The 13,447-nt window shown below is 72.7% G+C and carries 11 protein-coding genes; 7 read left to right on the top strand and 4 right to left on the bottom strand.

The features are described 5' to 3' along the window. Positions 1 to 186: 186 nt before the first annotated feature. The 3 genes from QFZ58_RS15940 to QFZ58_RS15930 are packed head-to-tail and all read left to right on the top strand — an operon-like array spanning position 187 to position 3,094. Positions 187 to 1,764 (top strand): 4-coumarate--CoA ligase family protein, encoded by a 1,578-nt coding sequence (locus QFZ58_RS15940; RefSeq protein WP_307125579.1) that lies wholly within the window; start codon positions 187 to 189, stop codon positions 1,762 to 1,764. After that, a complete protein-coding gene (locus QFZ58_RS15935) occupies positions 1,761 to 2,513 on the top strand; it encodes an enoyl-CoA hydratase family protein (protein ID WP_307125578.1) in 753 nt (250 codons plus the stop codon). Before QFZ58_RS15940 ends, QFZ58_RS15935 begins: the two co-directional genes overlap by 4 nt. Continuing rightward, entirely contained in the window at positions 2,501 to 3,094 is a 594-nt protein-coding gene (locus tag QFZ58_RS15930) for a TetR/AcrR family transcriptional regulator (RefSeq protein WP_307125577.1), read from the top strand. The genes QFZ58_RS15935 and QFZ58_RS15930 overlap by 13 nt, the downstream gene beginning before the upstream one ends. 397 nt (positions 3,095 to 3,491) lie before the next feature. Here the strand turns inward: QFZ58_RS15930 and QFZ58_RS15925 are convergent, their stop codons facing one another. After that, positions 3,492 to 4,601: a citrate synthase 2 gene (locus QFZ58_RS15925; RefSeq protein WP_307125576.1), complete on the bottom strand. Its 1,110-nt coding sequence runs from the start codon at positions 4,599 to 4,601 to the stop codon at positions 3,492 to 3,494. 286 nt (positions 4,602 to 4,887) lie between these two features. Between QFZ58_RS15925 and pdxH the strand changes: the two genes are divergently transcribed. Continuing rightward, the gene (gene pdxH, locus QFZ58_RS15920; protein ID WP_307128882.1) at positions 4,888 to 5,514 is read left to right on the top strand and encodes a pyridoxamine 5'-phosphate oxidase; all 627 of its coding nucleotides are present in this window, start codon (positions 4,888 to 4,890) and stop codon (positions 5,512 to 5,514) included. 423 nt (positions 5,515 to 5,937) lie between these two features. Then, positions 5,938 to 7,359, top strand: a complete 1,422-nt coding sequence (locus tag QFZ58_RS15915; RefSeq protein ID WP_307125575.1) for a PAS domain-containing protein — start codon at positions 5,938 to 5,940, stop codon at positions 7,357 to 7,359. Positions 7,360 to 7,531: 172 nt separating this feature from the next. Here the strand turns inward: QFZ58_RS15915 and QFZ58_RS15910 are convergent, their stop codons facing one another. Further along, positions 7,532 to 8,287 carry an SIS domain-containing protein gene (locus QFZ58_RS15910; RefSeq protein ID WP_307125574.1) on the bottom strand — a complete coding sequence of 252 codons (756 nt, stop codon included), beginning with the start codon at positions 8,285 to 8,287 and terminating at the stop codon, positions 7,532 to 7,534. A 198-nt stretch (positions 8,288 to 8,485) separates the two neighbouring features. Here QFZ58_RS15910 and QFZ58_RS15905 point away from each other — a divergent pair, with 198 nt between their 5' ends. Together QFZ58_RS15905 and QFZ58_RS15900 are read left to right on the top strand one after the other, a co-directional pair. Further along, complete coding sequence (locus QFZ58_RS15905) at positions 8,486 to 9,178, top strand: metal-dependent transcriptional regulator (protein ID WP_307125573.1); 693 nt, start codon at positions 8,486 to 8,488, stop codon at positions 9,176 to 9,178. A gap of 726 nt (positions 9,179 to 9,904) precedes the next feature. Next, positions 9,905 to 10,798: an alpha/beta fold hydrolase gene (locus QFZ58_RS15900; RefSeq protein WP_307128881.1), complete on the top strand. Its 894-nt coding sequence runs from the start codon at positions 9,905 to 9,907 to the stop codon at positions 10,796 to 10,798. Positions 10,799 to 10,921: 123 nt separating this feature from the next. On the opposite strand, the gene QFZ58_RS15895 is transcribed toward QFZ58_RS15900, so the two are convergent. Further along, positions 10,922 to 12,568 (bottom strand): transporter, encoded by a 1,647-nt coding sequence (locus tag QFZ58_RS15895; protein WP_307125572.1) that lies wholly within the window; start codon positions 12,566 to 12,568, stop codon positions 10,922 to 10,924. Further along, positions 12,565 to 13,425, bottom strand: coding sequence for an ABC transporter ATP-binding protein (locus QFZ58_RS15890; protein WP_307125571.1), 861 nt, complete (start codon positions 13,423 to 13,425; stop codon positions 12,565 to 12,567). The genes QFZ58_RS15895 and QFZ58_RS15890 overlap by 4 nt, the downstream gene beginning before the upstream one ends. Positions 13,426 to 13,447: the final 22 nt, after the last annotated feature.

Below are 13,447 nucleotides of genomic sequence, written 5' to 3'. Positions count from 1 at the left end.
CCGAAACGCCCTGGCGGCTCCCCCGCGAGGGGTCTCCGGCGCCTTGTGGGCGACCCCGCCGGGCGCCCCGCGCCGATCCGGCGGAAGCCGGACCACCGCTTCCGGTGACTGCCGCGCGGGGTTCCCACGCCCCGGTGCGGAGGGGATGCTGACTGCCCGTCCACCCGCGTCGAAGGGACCGCCACAGTGTTCCGCAGCGAGTACGCAGATGTCCCGGCCCTGGCAACACCCATCCACGAAGCCGTCCTCGGGAGGGCCGCCGCCGACTTCGGTGACACCCCCGCCCTGATCGACGCGACGAACGGCACGAGCGTCACCTACACCCAGCTCGACACCTTCCACCGCCGCATCGCCGCCGCCCTCGCCGAAGCGGGGCTGCGCAAGGGTGACGTACTCGCCCTGCACAGCCCCAACACGATCGCCTACCCACCGGTCTTCTACGGGGCGACGCGGGCGGGCGCCACCGTCACCACCATCCACCCCCTCGCCACCCCCGAGGAGTTCGCCAAGCAGCTGGGGGACTCCGCCGCCCGCTGGATCGTCACCGTCTCCCCGCTCCTGGAGGTCGCCCGCCGCGCGGCCGAACTGGCCGGCGGCGTCCGGGAGATCTTCGTCTGCGACCGGGCTGAGGGTCACACCTCCGTCCTGGACATGCTGGGCTCGACCGCCCCCGAACCCGACGTCACGATCGACCCCGCCGAGGACATCGCCGCCCTGCCCTACTCCTCGGGCACCACCGGCGTCCCCAAGGGCGTCATGCTCACCCACCGCTCCATCGGCACGAACCTGGAGCAGTTGCGCCCCTTCGTCCCCATCGGCCAGGGCGACCGCATCCTCGCCGTGCTCCCCTTCTTCCACATCTACGGGCTGACCGCCCTGATGAACGCCCCGCTCCGCTACGGCGCCACCGTCGTGGTGCTGCCCCGCTTCGACCTCGCGCAGTTCCTCGAAGCGATCCAGACCCACCGGATCAGCGGCCTGTACGTGGCGCCGCCGATCGTCCTCGCCCTCGCCAAGCACCCCCTGGTCGGTGAGTACGACCTCTCCTCGCTCCGCTACATCGTCAGCGCCGCCGCCCCGCTGGACGCCGAGCTCGCCGCCGCCTGCTCGGCGCGCCTGGGCCTGCCACCCGTACGGCAGGCGTACGGGATGACGGAACTCTCGCCCGGCACGCACGTCGTGCCGCTCGACGAGCCGAACCCGCCGCCCGGCACCGTCGGCAAGCTCCTGCCCAGCACCGAGATGCGCATCGTCTCGCTGGTGGACCCGGGCGCGGACGTCGGCACCGGCACCGAGGGCGAGATCCTCATCCGGGGCCCCCAGGTGATGAAGGGCTACCTCGGCCGCCCCGACGCCACCGCCGACATGATCGACGGCGACGGCTGGGTCCACACCGGCGACGTCGGGCGCGTCGACGCCGACGGCTGGCTGTACGTCGTCGACCGGGTGAAGGAGCTCATCAAGTACAAGGGCTACCAGGTCGCCCCCGCCGAGCTCGAAGCCCTGCTCCTGGGCAACGACGCCATCGCGGACGCGGCCGTCATCGGCGTCCTCGACGACACAGGCAACGAGGTCCCGAAGGCCTTCGTGGTCCGCTCCCCGCAGACCCCGGACCTCACCGAGGACGAGGTGATGGCGTACGTCGCCGAGCGCGCCGCCCCGTACAAGAAGGTCAGACGGGTCGAGTTCGTGGACGCCGTCCCGCGGGCGACCTCGGGCAAGATCCTGCGGCGGGAACTGCGCGACCGGGAGAAGCAGCGATGACCCTCGTCCACCGGGCCGACGACCGGGGCGTCGCCGCCCTCACCCTCGACTCCCCGGCCAACCGCAACGCCCTCTCGGCGCCGCTCGTCGAGGAGCTGGACGACGCGCTGGCCGGCTGCGCGGCCGACCCGGCCGTACGGGCGGTCCTCCTCACCCACACCGGCAACACGTTCTGCGCCGGAGCCGACCTCACCGCACCGCCCGACCCGCACGCCCTCGTCGGGCTCATGCGCCGCATCGTGGCGCTGCCCAAGCCGGTCGTGGCCCGGGTCACCGGGCACGTCCGGGCGGGCGGCCTCGGGCTGCTCGGCGCCTGTGACATCTCGGCAGCCGGCCCGGAGGCGACCTTCGCCCTCACCGAATCGCGCCTCGGCCTCGCCCCCGCCGTCATCTCGCTGCCCCTGCTGCCCCGCCTGGACCCCCGAGCCGCCGCCCGCTACTACCTCACCGGAGAACGCTTCGACGCCGCGGAGGCCGTCCGCATCGGCCTCGTCTCCCTGGCCGCCGCGTCCGCCGGCTCCGCCGATGATGTGGACAAGGCGCTCGTACCGGTACTGGACGGGTTGCGCAGGGCCTCACCCCAGGGGCTGGCCGCGTCGAAGGAGCTGGTCACGGCTACTGTGCTGGAGACTTTCGACCGGCACGCCGAAGACCTCATCGCCCGCTCGGCAGCACTCTTCGCCTCCGACGAGGCCAGGGAGGGGATGACGGCCTTCCTGGAACGACGGGATCCCGCATGGCTGGTGTGACACCCCCCTCCGCGAAGACCCCCAAGCAGGACCGCAGCCGCGCCACCCGTCAGCGTCTCCTCGAGGCCGCCGTCGCCTGCCTCGCCGAACACGGCTGGGCGGGCTCCACGGTCTCCGTCGTCGCGGAGCGCGCCGGGGTCTCGCGCGGCGCGGCCCAGCACCACTTCCCGACCCGCGAGGACCTGTTCACCGGTGCCGTCGAGTACGTCGCCGAGGAACGTTCCGCCGCCCTGCGCGCCCTGCCCGTCCAGGGCCGCACGGCGGTGGTCGCCGCACTCGTCGACCTCTACACCGGTCCCCTCTTCCGCGCCGCGCTCCAGCTCTGGGTCGCCGCCTCCAACGAGGCCCAGCTACGGCCCCGCGTCACCGAACTCGAAGCCCGGGTCGGCCGCGAGACCCACCGCATCGCCGTACAGCTGCTCGACGCCGACGAAAGCCGCCCCGGCGTCCGCGAGACGGTCCAGGGCCTCCTCGACATGGCCCGCGGCCTGGGCCTCGCCAACCTGCTGACCGACGACACGGCCAGGCGGCGCCGGGTCGTCGCGCAGTGGGCGGCCGTGCTCGACGACGTACTGGACTGAGGACGCCACCGCCCGGCCGGGACGGCGCGTCCGAGCGGTGGCGGGGCGTTCGCTCACCGGGCCCTGAGCAGCTCGCGGACCTCACCCGCGCGGTTACGGACGCCGGACTCGGTGAGCACCCCGGGCGGGAGGGCCGCCGGCTGGAAGAGCCGGGCCGGTGGCAGGAGCGGCAGAGGCCGTCGGGGAGGGCCTCCGGGAGGGCCGGGCGTCCCGTACCGCTCGCGTAGGGCCTCCGGGAGGCCGGGTGTCCCGTACCGATCGCGTTCGGGCAGGAGCGCGAAGCCGTGTGCGCCGGGGCGGGCTGGGCCGGCATGGACCGCTTGGTGGGGCTGTGCGCCGCGCACACGGACCGATCGGCGGCCGCCCTGGGCCCCCGATCGGTCCGTGTCCTGTCCGGTCAGTTCCCCAGGTTCGCCAGCTGGTCGTACCCGGAGATCTCCCGGGGGTCGCGGGGGCCGGGGCCGACATACGTCGCCGAGGGGCGCACCAGGCGCCCGGTCCGCTTCTGCTCCAGGATGTGCGCCGACCAGCCCGCCGTACGGGCGCAGCTGAACATCGAGGTGAACATGTGCGCCGGGACCTCGGCGAAGTCCAGCACGATCGCCGCCCAGAACTCGACGTTCGTCGCCAGGACGCGGTCCGGACGGCGGGCGTGGAGCTCCTCCAGGGCCGCCTTCTCCAGGGCCTCCGCCACCTCGAAGCGGGGGGCGGCCAGCTCCCTGGCCGTGCGGCGCAGGACGCGGGCGCGGGGGTCCTCGGCGCGGTAGACGCGGTGGCCGAAGCCCATCAGGCGCTCGCCCTTGTCCAGGGCCTGCTTGACGTACGCCGTGGCGTCGCCGGTCCGCTCGATCTCCTCGATCATGCCGAGCACCCGGGACGGGGCGCCGCCGTGCAGCGGGCCGGACATCGCGCCCACCGCGCCGGACAGGGCGGCGGAGACGTCGGCGCCGGTGGAGGCGATGACACGGGCGGTGAAGGTCGAGGCGTTCATGCCGTGCTCGGCGGCCGACGTCCAGTAGGCGTCGACGGCCTTGACGTGCTTCGGGTCCGGCTCGCCGCGCCAGCGGATCATGAACCGCTCCACCACGGACTGCGCCTTGTCGATCTCGCTCTGCGGAACCATCGGAAGCCCCTGGCCACGCGCCGACTGGGCGACGTAGGACAGGGCCATCACGGCGGCGCGCGCCAGGTCGTTGCGCGCGGTCTTCTCGTCGATGTCCAGCAGCGGCTTGAGGCCCCACACGGGCGCCAGCATCGCGAGCGCGGACTGCACGTCGACACGGATGTCGCCGGAGTGCACGGGGATCGGGAACGGTTCGGCGGGCGGCAGACCCGGATCGAACGCCCCGTCCACCAGCAGGCCCCATACGTGGCCGAACGACACCTGGCCGACGAGGTCCTCGATGTCGACGCCGCGGTAGCGGAGCGAGCCGCCCTCCTTGTCGGGTTCGGCGATCTCCGTCTCGAACGCGACGACTCCTTCAAGTCCGGGTACGAAGTCGGACATCAGGCGGCTCCCTCGGCTCGGCGGCTGTGTACGGACCCCTGGTACCACGGGGCCTGCCCACGATACTGGCGGGTACGCACGGTGTGCGGAAGGGTGACATCCGGCACAACATCCCGGTCCCGGCCGGTCTTCCGGTGGCGCGGTCCGGCTTCCACGCCCCCTTCCCGCCGGGCACCCCGTCCCTCTGCGGCAGGATGGCCCCGTGCCCACAGCTGATGCCACTCCGTCTTCCGCTTCCGCCTCCTCCCGCGCCTCTGCTTCCGATTGCACCACCGATCCGGCCGCGATGCGCGAGCAGTACCGCTCCGAGGACTTCACCGAGAAGGACCTTGCCGCCGACCCGATGGAGCAGTTCGCCCACTGGTTCCGGCAGGTCGCGGGGGGAGGCATGCTCCACGAGCCGAACGCGATGGTCGTGTCCACGGCCACGCCCGACGGCCGGCCGTCCTCCCGCACGGTGCTGCTCAAGCACTACGACGACCGCGGTTTCGTCTTCTTCACCAATTACGGCTCCCGCAAGGGCCGCGAGCTGACCGCCAACCCGTACGTCTCGCTGCTCTTCCCCTGGCACCCGCTGGCCCGCCAGGTCGTCGTCAACGGCACGGCGGCCCGCGTGGGGCGTGAGGAGACGGTGGCGTACTTCCGTACCCGCCCCCACGGCTCGCAGCTGGGTGCGTGGGCGAGCGAGCAGTCGACGGTGATCGGCTCGCGGCAGGAGCTCGTGGACCGCTACGAGCAGCTGGCCGCCCGCTACCCGGAGGGCGAGAAGGTCCCCGCGCCTCCGCAGTGGGGTGGCTTCCGGGTCGTACCGGAGACGATCGAGTTCTGGCAGGGCCACGAGAACCGGCTGCACGACCGGCTGCGGTACGTACGTGAGGGCGCCGGCTGGCAGGTCGAGCGGCTCTGCCCGTAGCGGCGGCGGGCCCCGCGGATCCGGCGGGGCCCGGACACGCGACCTGACCGGGGCCCGGACACGCAGAAACCCGCAGGCTCTGGTCCCTCCTTGCTGAGGAGCCGGCCGGACTTACCGGCGAGCCTGCGGGTCGGTGACTGCTTGGGTTTCGGCAGACAGCTGCCGAGGTGCACTGTGTGCGACGACGGGCTGTCAGCCCGCAGCCACCTCACGAATCCGATAAGACTGCACTTTTCGGATCACCTCCTTTCAACGTGTGCGTACAGAGTAGGAACTCGCCCCGGAGCGGCACAAGTGATTTATCGGGGGACGTGGCCATCCGATTTCCGGGAAGTGGATGTGTGGTGGCTCACGTTCGAGTTCAATGGTCTGACGTGCGGTAATGCGGACAGCCATGACGGATACGTCCTGCGGGGGTACGGAGTGAGTGCTTCCAGGAGCAGTGGAACCACCGACGCGCTCGATCCCGACGAGGGCCCCGACGCGCCCGGTTCCGACGGCGGATCCGGGCCCGGGTCCCCGGCGGGGGCGGTTCCGGGGTCCCGGCTGCTGGCCGCGTTGCTCGACGGGATGGACGCGGCGCTGTGCGCGTTCGACGCGCACGGCACGATCACCCACTGGAACCGGGAGGCCGAGCGCATTCTCGGCTGGACCAGCGCGGAGGCCGTCGGCCGGACCGGGTTCGCCGGATGGGCCGTGCGCAGTGCGGACGCGGACGACGTGCACGGCCGCCTCATGGCCGTGATGGACGCCCCGGGGCGGCAGGTCCACGAGTTCGCACTGCTGCGCAAGGACGGCGGGCGGGTGCTCGTACGGACACAGTCGTCGGGGGTGCGCGGCGAGAACGGGAAGCCCGCCGGGGTGTACTGCGCGTTCAGCGAGGTGCACACCCAGATCGACCTGGAGCGCTCCATCGCGCTGAGCGAGGCGCTGCTCGAGGACGCCTCCTGGGGTGTCGTCCTCGTCGACGTCGATCTCCGCCCGACCGTCGTCAACGCCCACGCCGCCCGGGCACTGGGCGGCGGGCGCACGGCGCTGCTGGGCCGCCCGCTGGGCGAGCTGATCCTGCAGGGCGTCGAGGAGCTGGAGGGCGCCCTGCAGCACGTGCTCGCCGAGGGGGCGCCGACCGCTCCGGCCGAGCTGTGGGTGACGTTGCGGACGGCGGAGGGTGACCGGCGGCGCTGCTGGCGCAGCGGTTTCCTCCGGCTGTCCTCCCCGCTCGCCGAAGAGCCGGTTCCGCTCGGGGTCGGCTGGCTGTTCACGGACGTGACGGCGGCGAAGCTCGCGGAGCAGGAGGCGGACCGGGTGCGCTTCCGGTCCGGCCAACTGCACCGGGCGGCCCGCCAGGCCGCCGAGTGCGAGGACCCGATGGAGGCGGCGACCTCGTCGCTGGACTACGCCCTGGCCGGGTTCGCCGACCACGTGGTGGTGGACCTGCTGGCGGGGGAGCGGCTGGTACGGACCGCCGCGACGCCCTTTGACGCACCGGGCCCCTGCCTCCTGGTGTCGGGCGGCTCGATCCCGGTGGGGTACGGGGCCGGCCACCCCGCCGTCCAGGCGGTGGAGCGCAGGGGCTCGGTCCGCGCCAGCGCCGGTCCCGGGGCGGGTGAGCAGTGGGCGGTGGAGCGCCGGTGGCCCCGGGACTCGGCGCACGCCCTGTGCACGGTGCTGCGGAGCCGGGGCCGGACGCTGGGTGTGGTGACGTTCCTCCGGGCGGCGCACCGCAGCGCCTTCGAGCGCCCGGACGTGATGTACGCGGAGAGCGTCGCGGTGCGGGTCGCCTCGGCCGTCGACCTGGCCCGGCTGACGAGCCGGGACGGCCCCCGGGACCCCTCCGGCGGGTGAGGGCGGACGGCGGGGCCCGCCGGGGCGGACACCCGGGGTGCGGGGGCGCGTGGTGGCGTGTGCCGTGCCCCCGCCGGGGCCGCCGCGGCCGTGTCCCGGACCGGACCCCGCCGGGGCCGCCGCAGCCGTGTCCCGGACTGCCGGGCCGTGCCTGCCGGCTCCGGAGTACCGGTCAGTGCCGGTAGAAGATGCGGTCCCCGTACTCCCGCATCACGCGTCCGTTCCACTCGTGGCCGCCGTCCACGTTCCCCGACCGCAGCAGCGGCGGTTCGATCCCCCGGGCGACGAGCTCCTCCGCGGCGGTGGCCATCACCGCCTGCATCAGCGCGCTGGTCACGACGGTGGACGCGGGGGCGAACGGCGCCTCGATGCCCTCCGTGGTCAGCTCCGCGTCACCGATCGCGATCTTGCTGTCGAGCACGATGTCGCAGTGGTCCCGCAGGAACCCGCCCGAGGCGTGCCGGGACCTGGTGCCCGTCGCGTAGGCGACCGAGGTGACCCCGACGACCGTGAGGCCGAGTGCCCGGGCGTTCTGCGCCATCTCCACCGGCAGGGCGTTGCGCCCGGACAGGGAGATGATCACGAGGAGGTCGCCGGAGGTGGCGGGGCTGGAGTCGAGCACGGCGCTCGCCAGGCCGTCCACCCGTTCCAGGGCCGAGCCGAGCGTGGCGGGCATGACGTCGACGCCCACGGTGCCCGGCACGGCGAGCAGGTTCATCAGCGCGAATCCGCCCGCCCGGTAGACGACGTCCTGGGCGGCGAGGGACGAGTGCCCGGCGCCGAAGGCGAAGAGCCGGCCGCCCGCCGCGACCGTGTCGGCGATCGCGGTACCCGCTGCCGCGATCGAGCCCGCCTCCTCGTCGCGAACGCGCTCAAGCAGGCCGATCGCTGCGTCGAAGAACTGACCGGCCAGCTTCCTGTCGCTCATCGAGGAGGCCTTTCCTGCGGGAGTGGTGGACCGTGCCGCGGATCACGTTGCGGTCTGGACCAGTGACCTGTCAATACCGCTCCGGGGCATGCCTGCACACCGCCTGCGACCGGTACGGCACGGTTGTCGGCCCCATGCGTCAGAATTGGTGCAGGGCCATCGCACGACGACTTCATGTCACAGCATCGAGGGGCACGTATGTCCGGACTGATCGACACAACGGAGATGTATCTCCGCACCATCCTCGAGCTCGAAGAGGAAGGCGTGGTCCCGATGCGCGCCCGGATCGCCGAACGGCTGGACCAGAGCGGTCCGACGGTCAGCCAGACGGTGGCGCGCATGGAGCGGGACGGGCTGGTCCAGGTCGCGGGTGACCGCCATCTGGAGCTGACCGACGAGGGCCGTCGCCTCGCGACCCGTGTCATGCGCAAGCACCGGCTCGCCGAGTGCCTGCTCGTCGACGTGATCGGCCTGGAGTGGGAGCAGGTCCACGCCGAGGCGTGTCGCTGGGAGCACGTGATGAGCGAGGCCGTGGAGCGCCGGGTGCTGGAGCTGCTGCGCCACCCGACGGAGTCGCCCTACGGCAACCCGATCCCGGGTCTTGAGGAGCTGGGCGAGGAGGCGGAGGCCGACCCGTTCCTGGACGAGGGCATGGTGAGCCTGTCCGAGCTCGACCCGGGCCCGGAGGGCAAGACCGTGGTGGTGCGCCGGATCGGCGAGCCGATCCAGACCGACGCGCAGCTGATGTACACGCTGCGTCGTGCGGGCGTGCAGCCCGGGTCCGTCGTCAGCGTGACGGAGTCGGCCGGCGGTGTGCTGGTCGGATCCAGCGGCGAAGCGGCCGAACTGAACGCCGACGTGGCCTCTCACGTCTTCGTCGCCAAGCGCTGAGCCTGCGGTCGTCGGCACGGACGCCCTGCCGCCTCGGCCCATAGCCCGCAGAAACGGCGCTGACCAGCACGGATGTGGTGCGGCCACCTTGCGTACGCAAGGTGGCCGCGGTGCGTTCGGGGCACTGCGCGACCACCGTTACGGGTGTTGCAGTTGCAGGCACCGGTGCAGATGCACGTGCAGAAGTGACCGGTTACGGCCCGCTTTCTGTTTTCCGTCCGGAATCGCAGCGCCCGGGCGAATCGCGTGCCAGGCTGTGGCCAGGCATATGACCTGAGGGTCCGGCTGATACCGCCGCGCGGTCGGGGAGGGAGCGGGGAATGCGCCTGTCGCACCGGCATGTGCAGCGCGAGGTGACTGCCGGGTGCCTCGCTGCCCCGGTGGCCGCGGGAGCACCCCGGTGCGCCGCCCCTAGGGCGGGGGCCGACTGCGGACGGACCGGTGCCGGAACACGGGGAAGGCCCCGGCACCCGAGGGTGCCGGGGCCTGTCCTCCCCTGCGCTGACCTGGAGCCCCGAGCTCTCGAAGTCAGTCCCCGCGGACCCCTGTCCCCGAGTGGTCCGCTTCCCGCTGAAGATCTCCCCCCGGTGACGGACGTCAATCCTGCGCAGCTGTCACTCGAACGTGGGAAGTTCCGAGCCGGGAGCCGGTTTTCGAATAAAGGTTCGATAGTCTGGCGGACGCGAGCACGCGGTGACCGAGAACCTGAAGGGGGTGCCCGAACCTATGGTGCGGCGCATTGATGTGACCGGCTCCGACGGCGTGCGCCTGGCTGCCTGGGAGTTCGCCGATCCGCCCAAAGGGCGCGCGGAGGCCGAGCGGGCCCCCGGGATCCTTTTGCTGCACGGGCTGATGGGCCGGGCCGCGCACTGGGCCTCCACCGCCCGCTGGCTCTCCGAGCGTCACCGGCCGGTCGGCCTCGACCAGCGGGGGCACGGCCGCAGCGAGAAGCCTGCCGACGGCCCCTACACGCGTGACGCTTACGTCGCCGACGTCGAGGCCGCGATCGAACAGCTCGATCTCGCTCCCGTCACCCTCATCGGGCACTCGATGGGTGCCCTCACCGCCTGGCAGCTCGCCGCGAAGCGCCCCGACCTCGTCAAGGCGCTGGTCGTCTGCGACATGCGGGCCTCGGCCCTCGGGGCGGCCTCCCAGCGGGAATGGGAGGACTGGTTCGACGCGTGGCCGGTGCCCTTCGCCACGCTCGCCGAGGTGCGGAAGTGGTTCGGCGAGGACGATCCCTGGGTGGAGCGGCCCAATCCGTCCCGCGGAGAGTTCTTCGCCGAGGTGATGGCCGAGTGCGCCGACGGCTGGCGGCCCGTCTTCTCCCGCAGGCAGATGCTCGAATCGCGGGCCACCTGGGTCTACGACGCCCACTGGGAGGAGCTGGCCCAGGTGCGGTGCCCGACCCTGGTCCTGCGGGGGATCGACGGGCAGCTGGGCAGGGCCGAGGCGCAGGAAATGGTCCGCGTCCTGCCGCGCGGGCAGTACGCCGAGGTAGCTGACGCCGGTCACCTCGTCCACTACGACCAGCCGGAGGGCTGGCGCACGGCGGTCGAGCCGTTCCTGGAACAGCTCGCCGAGGACTGGCGCGACGACCGGGAGCCCGTCAGCCCCTGACCCGGCGGCCACCGTTCCGGGAGCCCCGGCCCCCGCCTGCACGCCTGCCGGCAGGCCCTGGGGTGTTCCCGTCCCGGACGCCCGGGGATGTCCGGCCCCGCGCGTGCCGGGCCGGACGCCGGCTCAGCCCTTGCTGACCGCGGCCAGGATCTCGGGCAGCCGGTCCGCCGTGCGGGTCGCGGCCAGCCGCAGCCCGAGCCGGCCGACGGCCGTCCCGTACACCGCTCCCACCGGCAGCAGCAGCCACAACCAGCCCTGCAGATCCGCCACGTGCAGCCACACCGTCAGCCCGATCACGGGCGCGCTGACCAGTGCGGCCGCGACCATTCCGCCGAAGATGGAGATCCAGGCGAGCCCCGCCTGCGCCGGCACCACGTTCTTAAACGCGCCGTCCTGCGGGATTGAGTACGGGAACAGCGCCGAAGCCATGGCACCCGTCGCCAGCATCGCTCCGAGCAGGGCGAACGACAGCCCCATGACCCCCGGGAGCGCCGCCCAGTCACCGAGGACCGCCGCCGTCACCACGGTCACCAGGATCGTGTACGGCAGCGTGATGACCAGCAGAGCCAGCGCACGCGCACGCAGTTCCAGACGGGCGTCCCGCGCGGAGGAGATCGAGAGCGCCACCATCCAGAAGGCGGAGGTGTCCTGGCCGAACTGGTTGTACATCTGCATGCCGAGCATGCCGGCCGCGAAGCAGGCCAAGTAGACCGATCCCGCCCCCTGCACGGCGTTGAGCACCGGCACGATCAGGCCGATCGCCAGCGCCGTCACCCAGGCCGCCTTGGTCTTCGGGTCCCGTACGACGTAGCGCAGGCTCCGCTGCATCACCGTACCCGTGCGCCCCTCGGGCAGCAGGGCGAAGAACCCTGGGCGGTCCGTCCCGGACGAGCTGCCGCGGGCCGGCTCCGCCGCGGCGATCGTGGAACCGTCCGGTGACGTCATCAGCTTCACCAGGCTCCGGTGCCACAGCCACATCAGGGCCACGAGGGCGAGCACCGACGACAGCAGCTGTACCGCGGCGCTCCCGTACGCGCCGTCGGAGGCGGACTCCACCGAGCCGAGCGCCGATGCCGGGGGCAGCCAGCGCACCACGTCCGCGGCCGGTTCGAGCGAGGAGAGCCCGCCCGCCCGGCCGAGGCGCTGAGCGCCGAAGTTGACGAACTGGATTCCCACCGCGATCACCAGACCGCTGAGCACCGCGAGGTCACGGCCCTTGCGCGAGGTGAGCAACCGGATGTTGGCCGTGGCGACCGACCGCGCCAGCGCCAGGCAGATCAGCAACGTCAGCGGTACGGCGATCACGCCGGCCACCGCTGCCGCCGGGCCGTGCGCGAGAGCGATCACCGAACCGAGGACCAGGGCCAGCGTGAAGAGCGGGCCGATCCCGATCAGCGAGGCCACCAGCAGCGCGCCGATCAGCGGGCGGGGCCGCAGCGGAAGCATCACCAGCCGGCTCGGGTCGAGGGTCTCGTCGCCGCTCGGGAAGAACAGCGGCATCACCGCCCAGCCGAGCGCCACCACGGCGGTCAGCAGGACCACCAGGGTGCCCGCCTGCGCGTGGCCGCGCAGCGCGACCAGGCCGATCACCTGGCCCACGGCGAACAGCAGCGTGACGACGAGGGACGCGACATAGGCGGCCCGCCGCCCGGACGACTGGCGCAGGCCGTTGCGCAGCAGCGTCAGCTTGAGCCGCACGAAGACGGGGACGAGGCCCTGGCCCCGCGCCGCCGGCACGGCGGAGCCCACCGGGGTGTCGAGCACGGTCATCGGGCACCGCCCAGCCAGTCCAGGGACTCCCCGGTGTCCCGGGCGTTCGCACCGACCAGTTCCAGGAAGGCGTCCTGCAGCGAGGACGCCTCCCCGCGTACGTCGGCGAGCGTGCCGCGCGCCCGGATGCGGCCCGCCGCCATGACGGCCACCCAGTCGCAGAGCGACTCGACGAGCTCCATCACATGGCTGGAGAAGACGACGGTCGCACCGGACCGGGTGTACCGCTCCAGCACGCCCCGGATGGTCTGGGCGGACACCGGGTCCACGCCCTCGAACGGTTCGTCGAGGAAGAGGACTTCGGGGTTGTGCAGGAGCGCGGCCGCCAGGCCGATCTTCTTGCGCATCCCGGTCGAGTAGTCCACGACCAGCTTGTGCTGAGCGCCGGCGAGGTCCAGGACATCGAGCAGCTGGGTGGCGCGCTTGTCCACCTCGGCACCCGGCAGGCCCCGCAACCGCCCGGTGTAGGCGAGGAGTTCGCGGCCGGAGAGGCGTTCGAAGAGCCGCAGTCCCTCCGGGAGCACCCCGATCCGGGACTTCACCTCGACCGGGTCCCGCCACACGTCGTGGCCACCGACCTCGATCTTCCCCATGTCGGGCCTGAGCAGTCCGGTGACCATCGAGAGCGTGGTGGTCTTCCCCGCGCCGTTCGGCCCGACCAGGCCGACAAACTTGCCCGCGGGCAGCTCCAGATCTATGCCACCGACCGCGATCTGCTCCCCGAACCGCTTCCACAGCCCTTGTATCCGGACGGCGGGCGGTGGCGTCGGCGCCCCACCGGCCCGGCCCGCTTCACCGGCCCGCTCCGCCGCACCGGCCTGGTCCGCTCCGCCTGCGCTGTCCGCCTGGTCCGGCATGGCACTGCCTTTCGGTGGTCCC

The organism is Streptomyces sp. B1I3 (assembly GCF_030816615.1).
Lineage (GTDB): Bacteria > Actinomycetota > Actinomycetes > Streptomycetales > Streptomycetaceae > Streptomyces.
The sequence above is the reverse complement of the archived record's forward strand: the minus strand, read 5'-3'. Positions and strand labels throughout refer to the sequence as shown.

Excerpts from the sequence above, each read along its gene's own strand:
- QFZ58_RS15935 (WP_307125578.1), top strand. The coding sequence starts at position 1,761 with ATGACCCTCGTCCACCGGGCCGACGACCGGGGCGTCGCCGCCCTCACC.
- QFZ58_RS15930 (WP_307125577.1), top strand. The coding sequence starts at position 2,501 with ATGGCTGGTGTGACACCCCCCTCCGCGAAGACCCCCAAGCAGGACCGC.
- QFZ58_RS15925 (WP_307125576.1), bottom strand. The coding sequence starts at position 4,601 with ATGTCCGACTTCGTACCCGGACTTGAAGGAGTCGTCGCGTTCGAGACG.
- pdxH (WP_307128882.1), top strand. The coding sequence starts at position 4,888 with ATGCGCGAGCAGTACCGCTCCGAGGACTTCACCGAGAAGGACCTTGCC.
- QFZ58_RS15910 (WP_307125574.1), bottom strand. The coding sequence starts at position 8,287 with ATGAGCGACAGGAAGCTGGCCGGTCAGTTCTTCGACGCAGCGATCGGC.
- QFZ58_RS15905 (WP_307125573.1), top strand. The coding sequence starts at position 8,486 with ATGTCCGGACTGATCGACACAACGGAGATGTATCTCCGCACCATCCTC.
- QFZ58_RS15900 (WP_307128881.1), top strand. The coding sequence starts at position 9,905 with ATGGTGCGGCGCATTGATGTGACCGGCTCCGACGGCGTGCGCCTGGCT.
- QFZ58_RS15895 (WP_307125572.1), bottom strand. The coding sequence starts at position 12,568 with ATGACCGTGCTCGACACCCCGGTGGGCTCCGCCGTGCCGGCGGCGCGG.
- QFZ58_RS15890 (WP_307125571.1), bottom strand. The coding sequence starts at position 13,425 with ATGCCGGACCAGGCGGACAGCGCAGGCGGAGCGGACCAGGCCGGTGCG.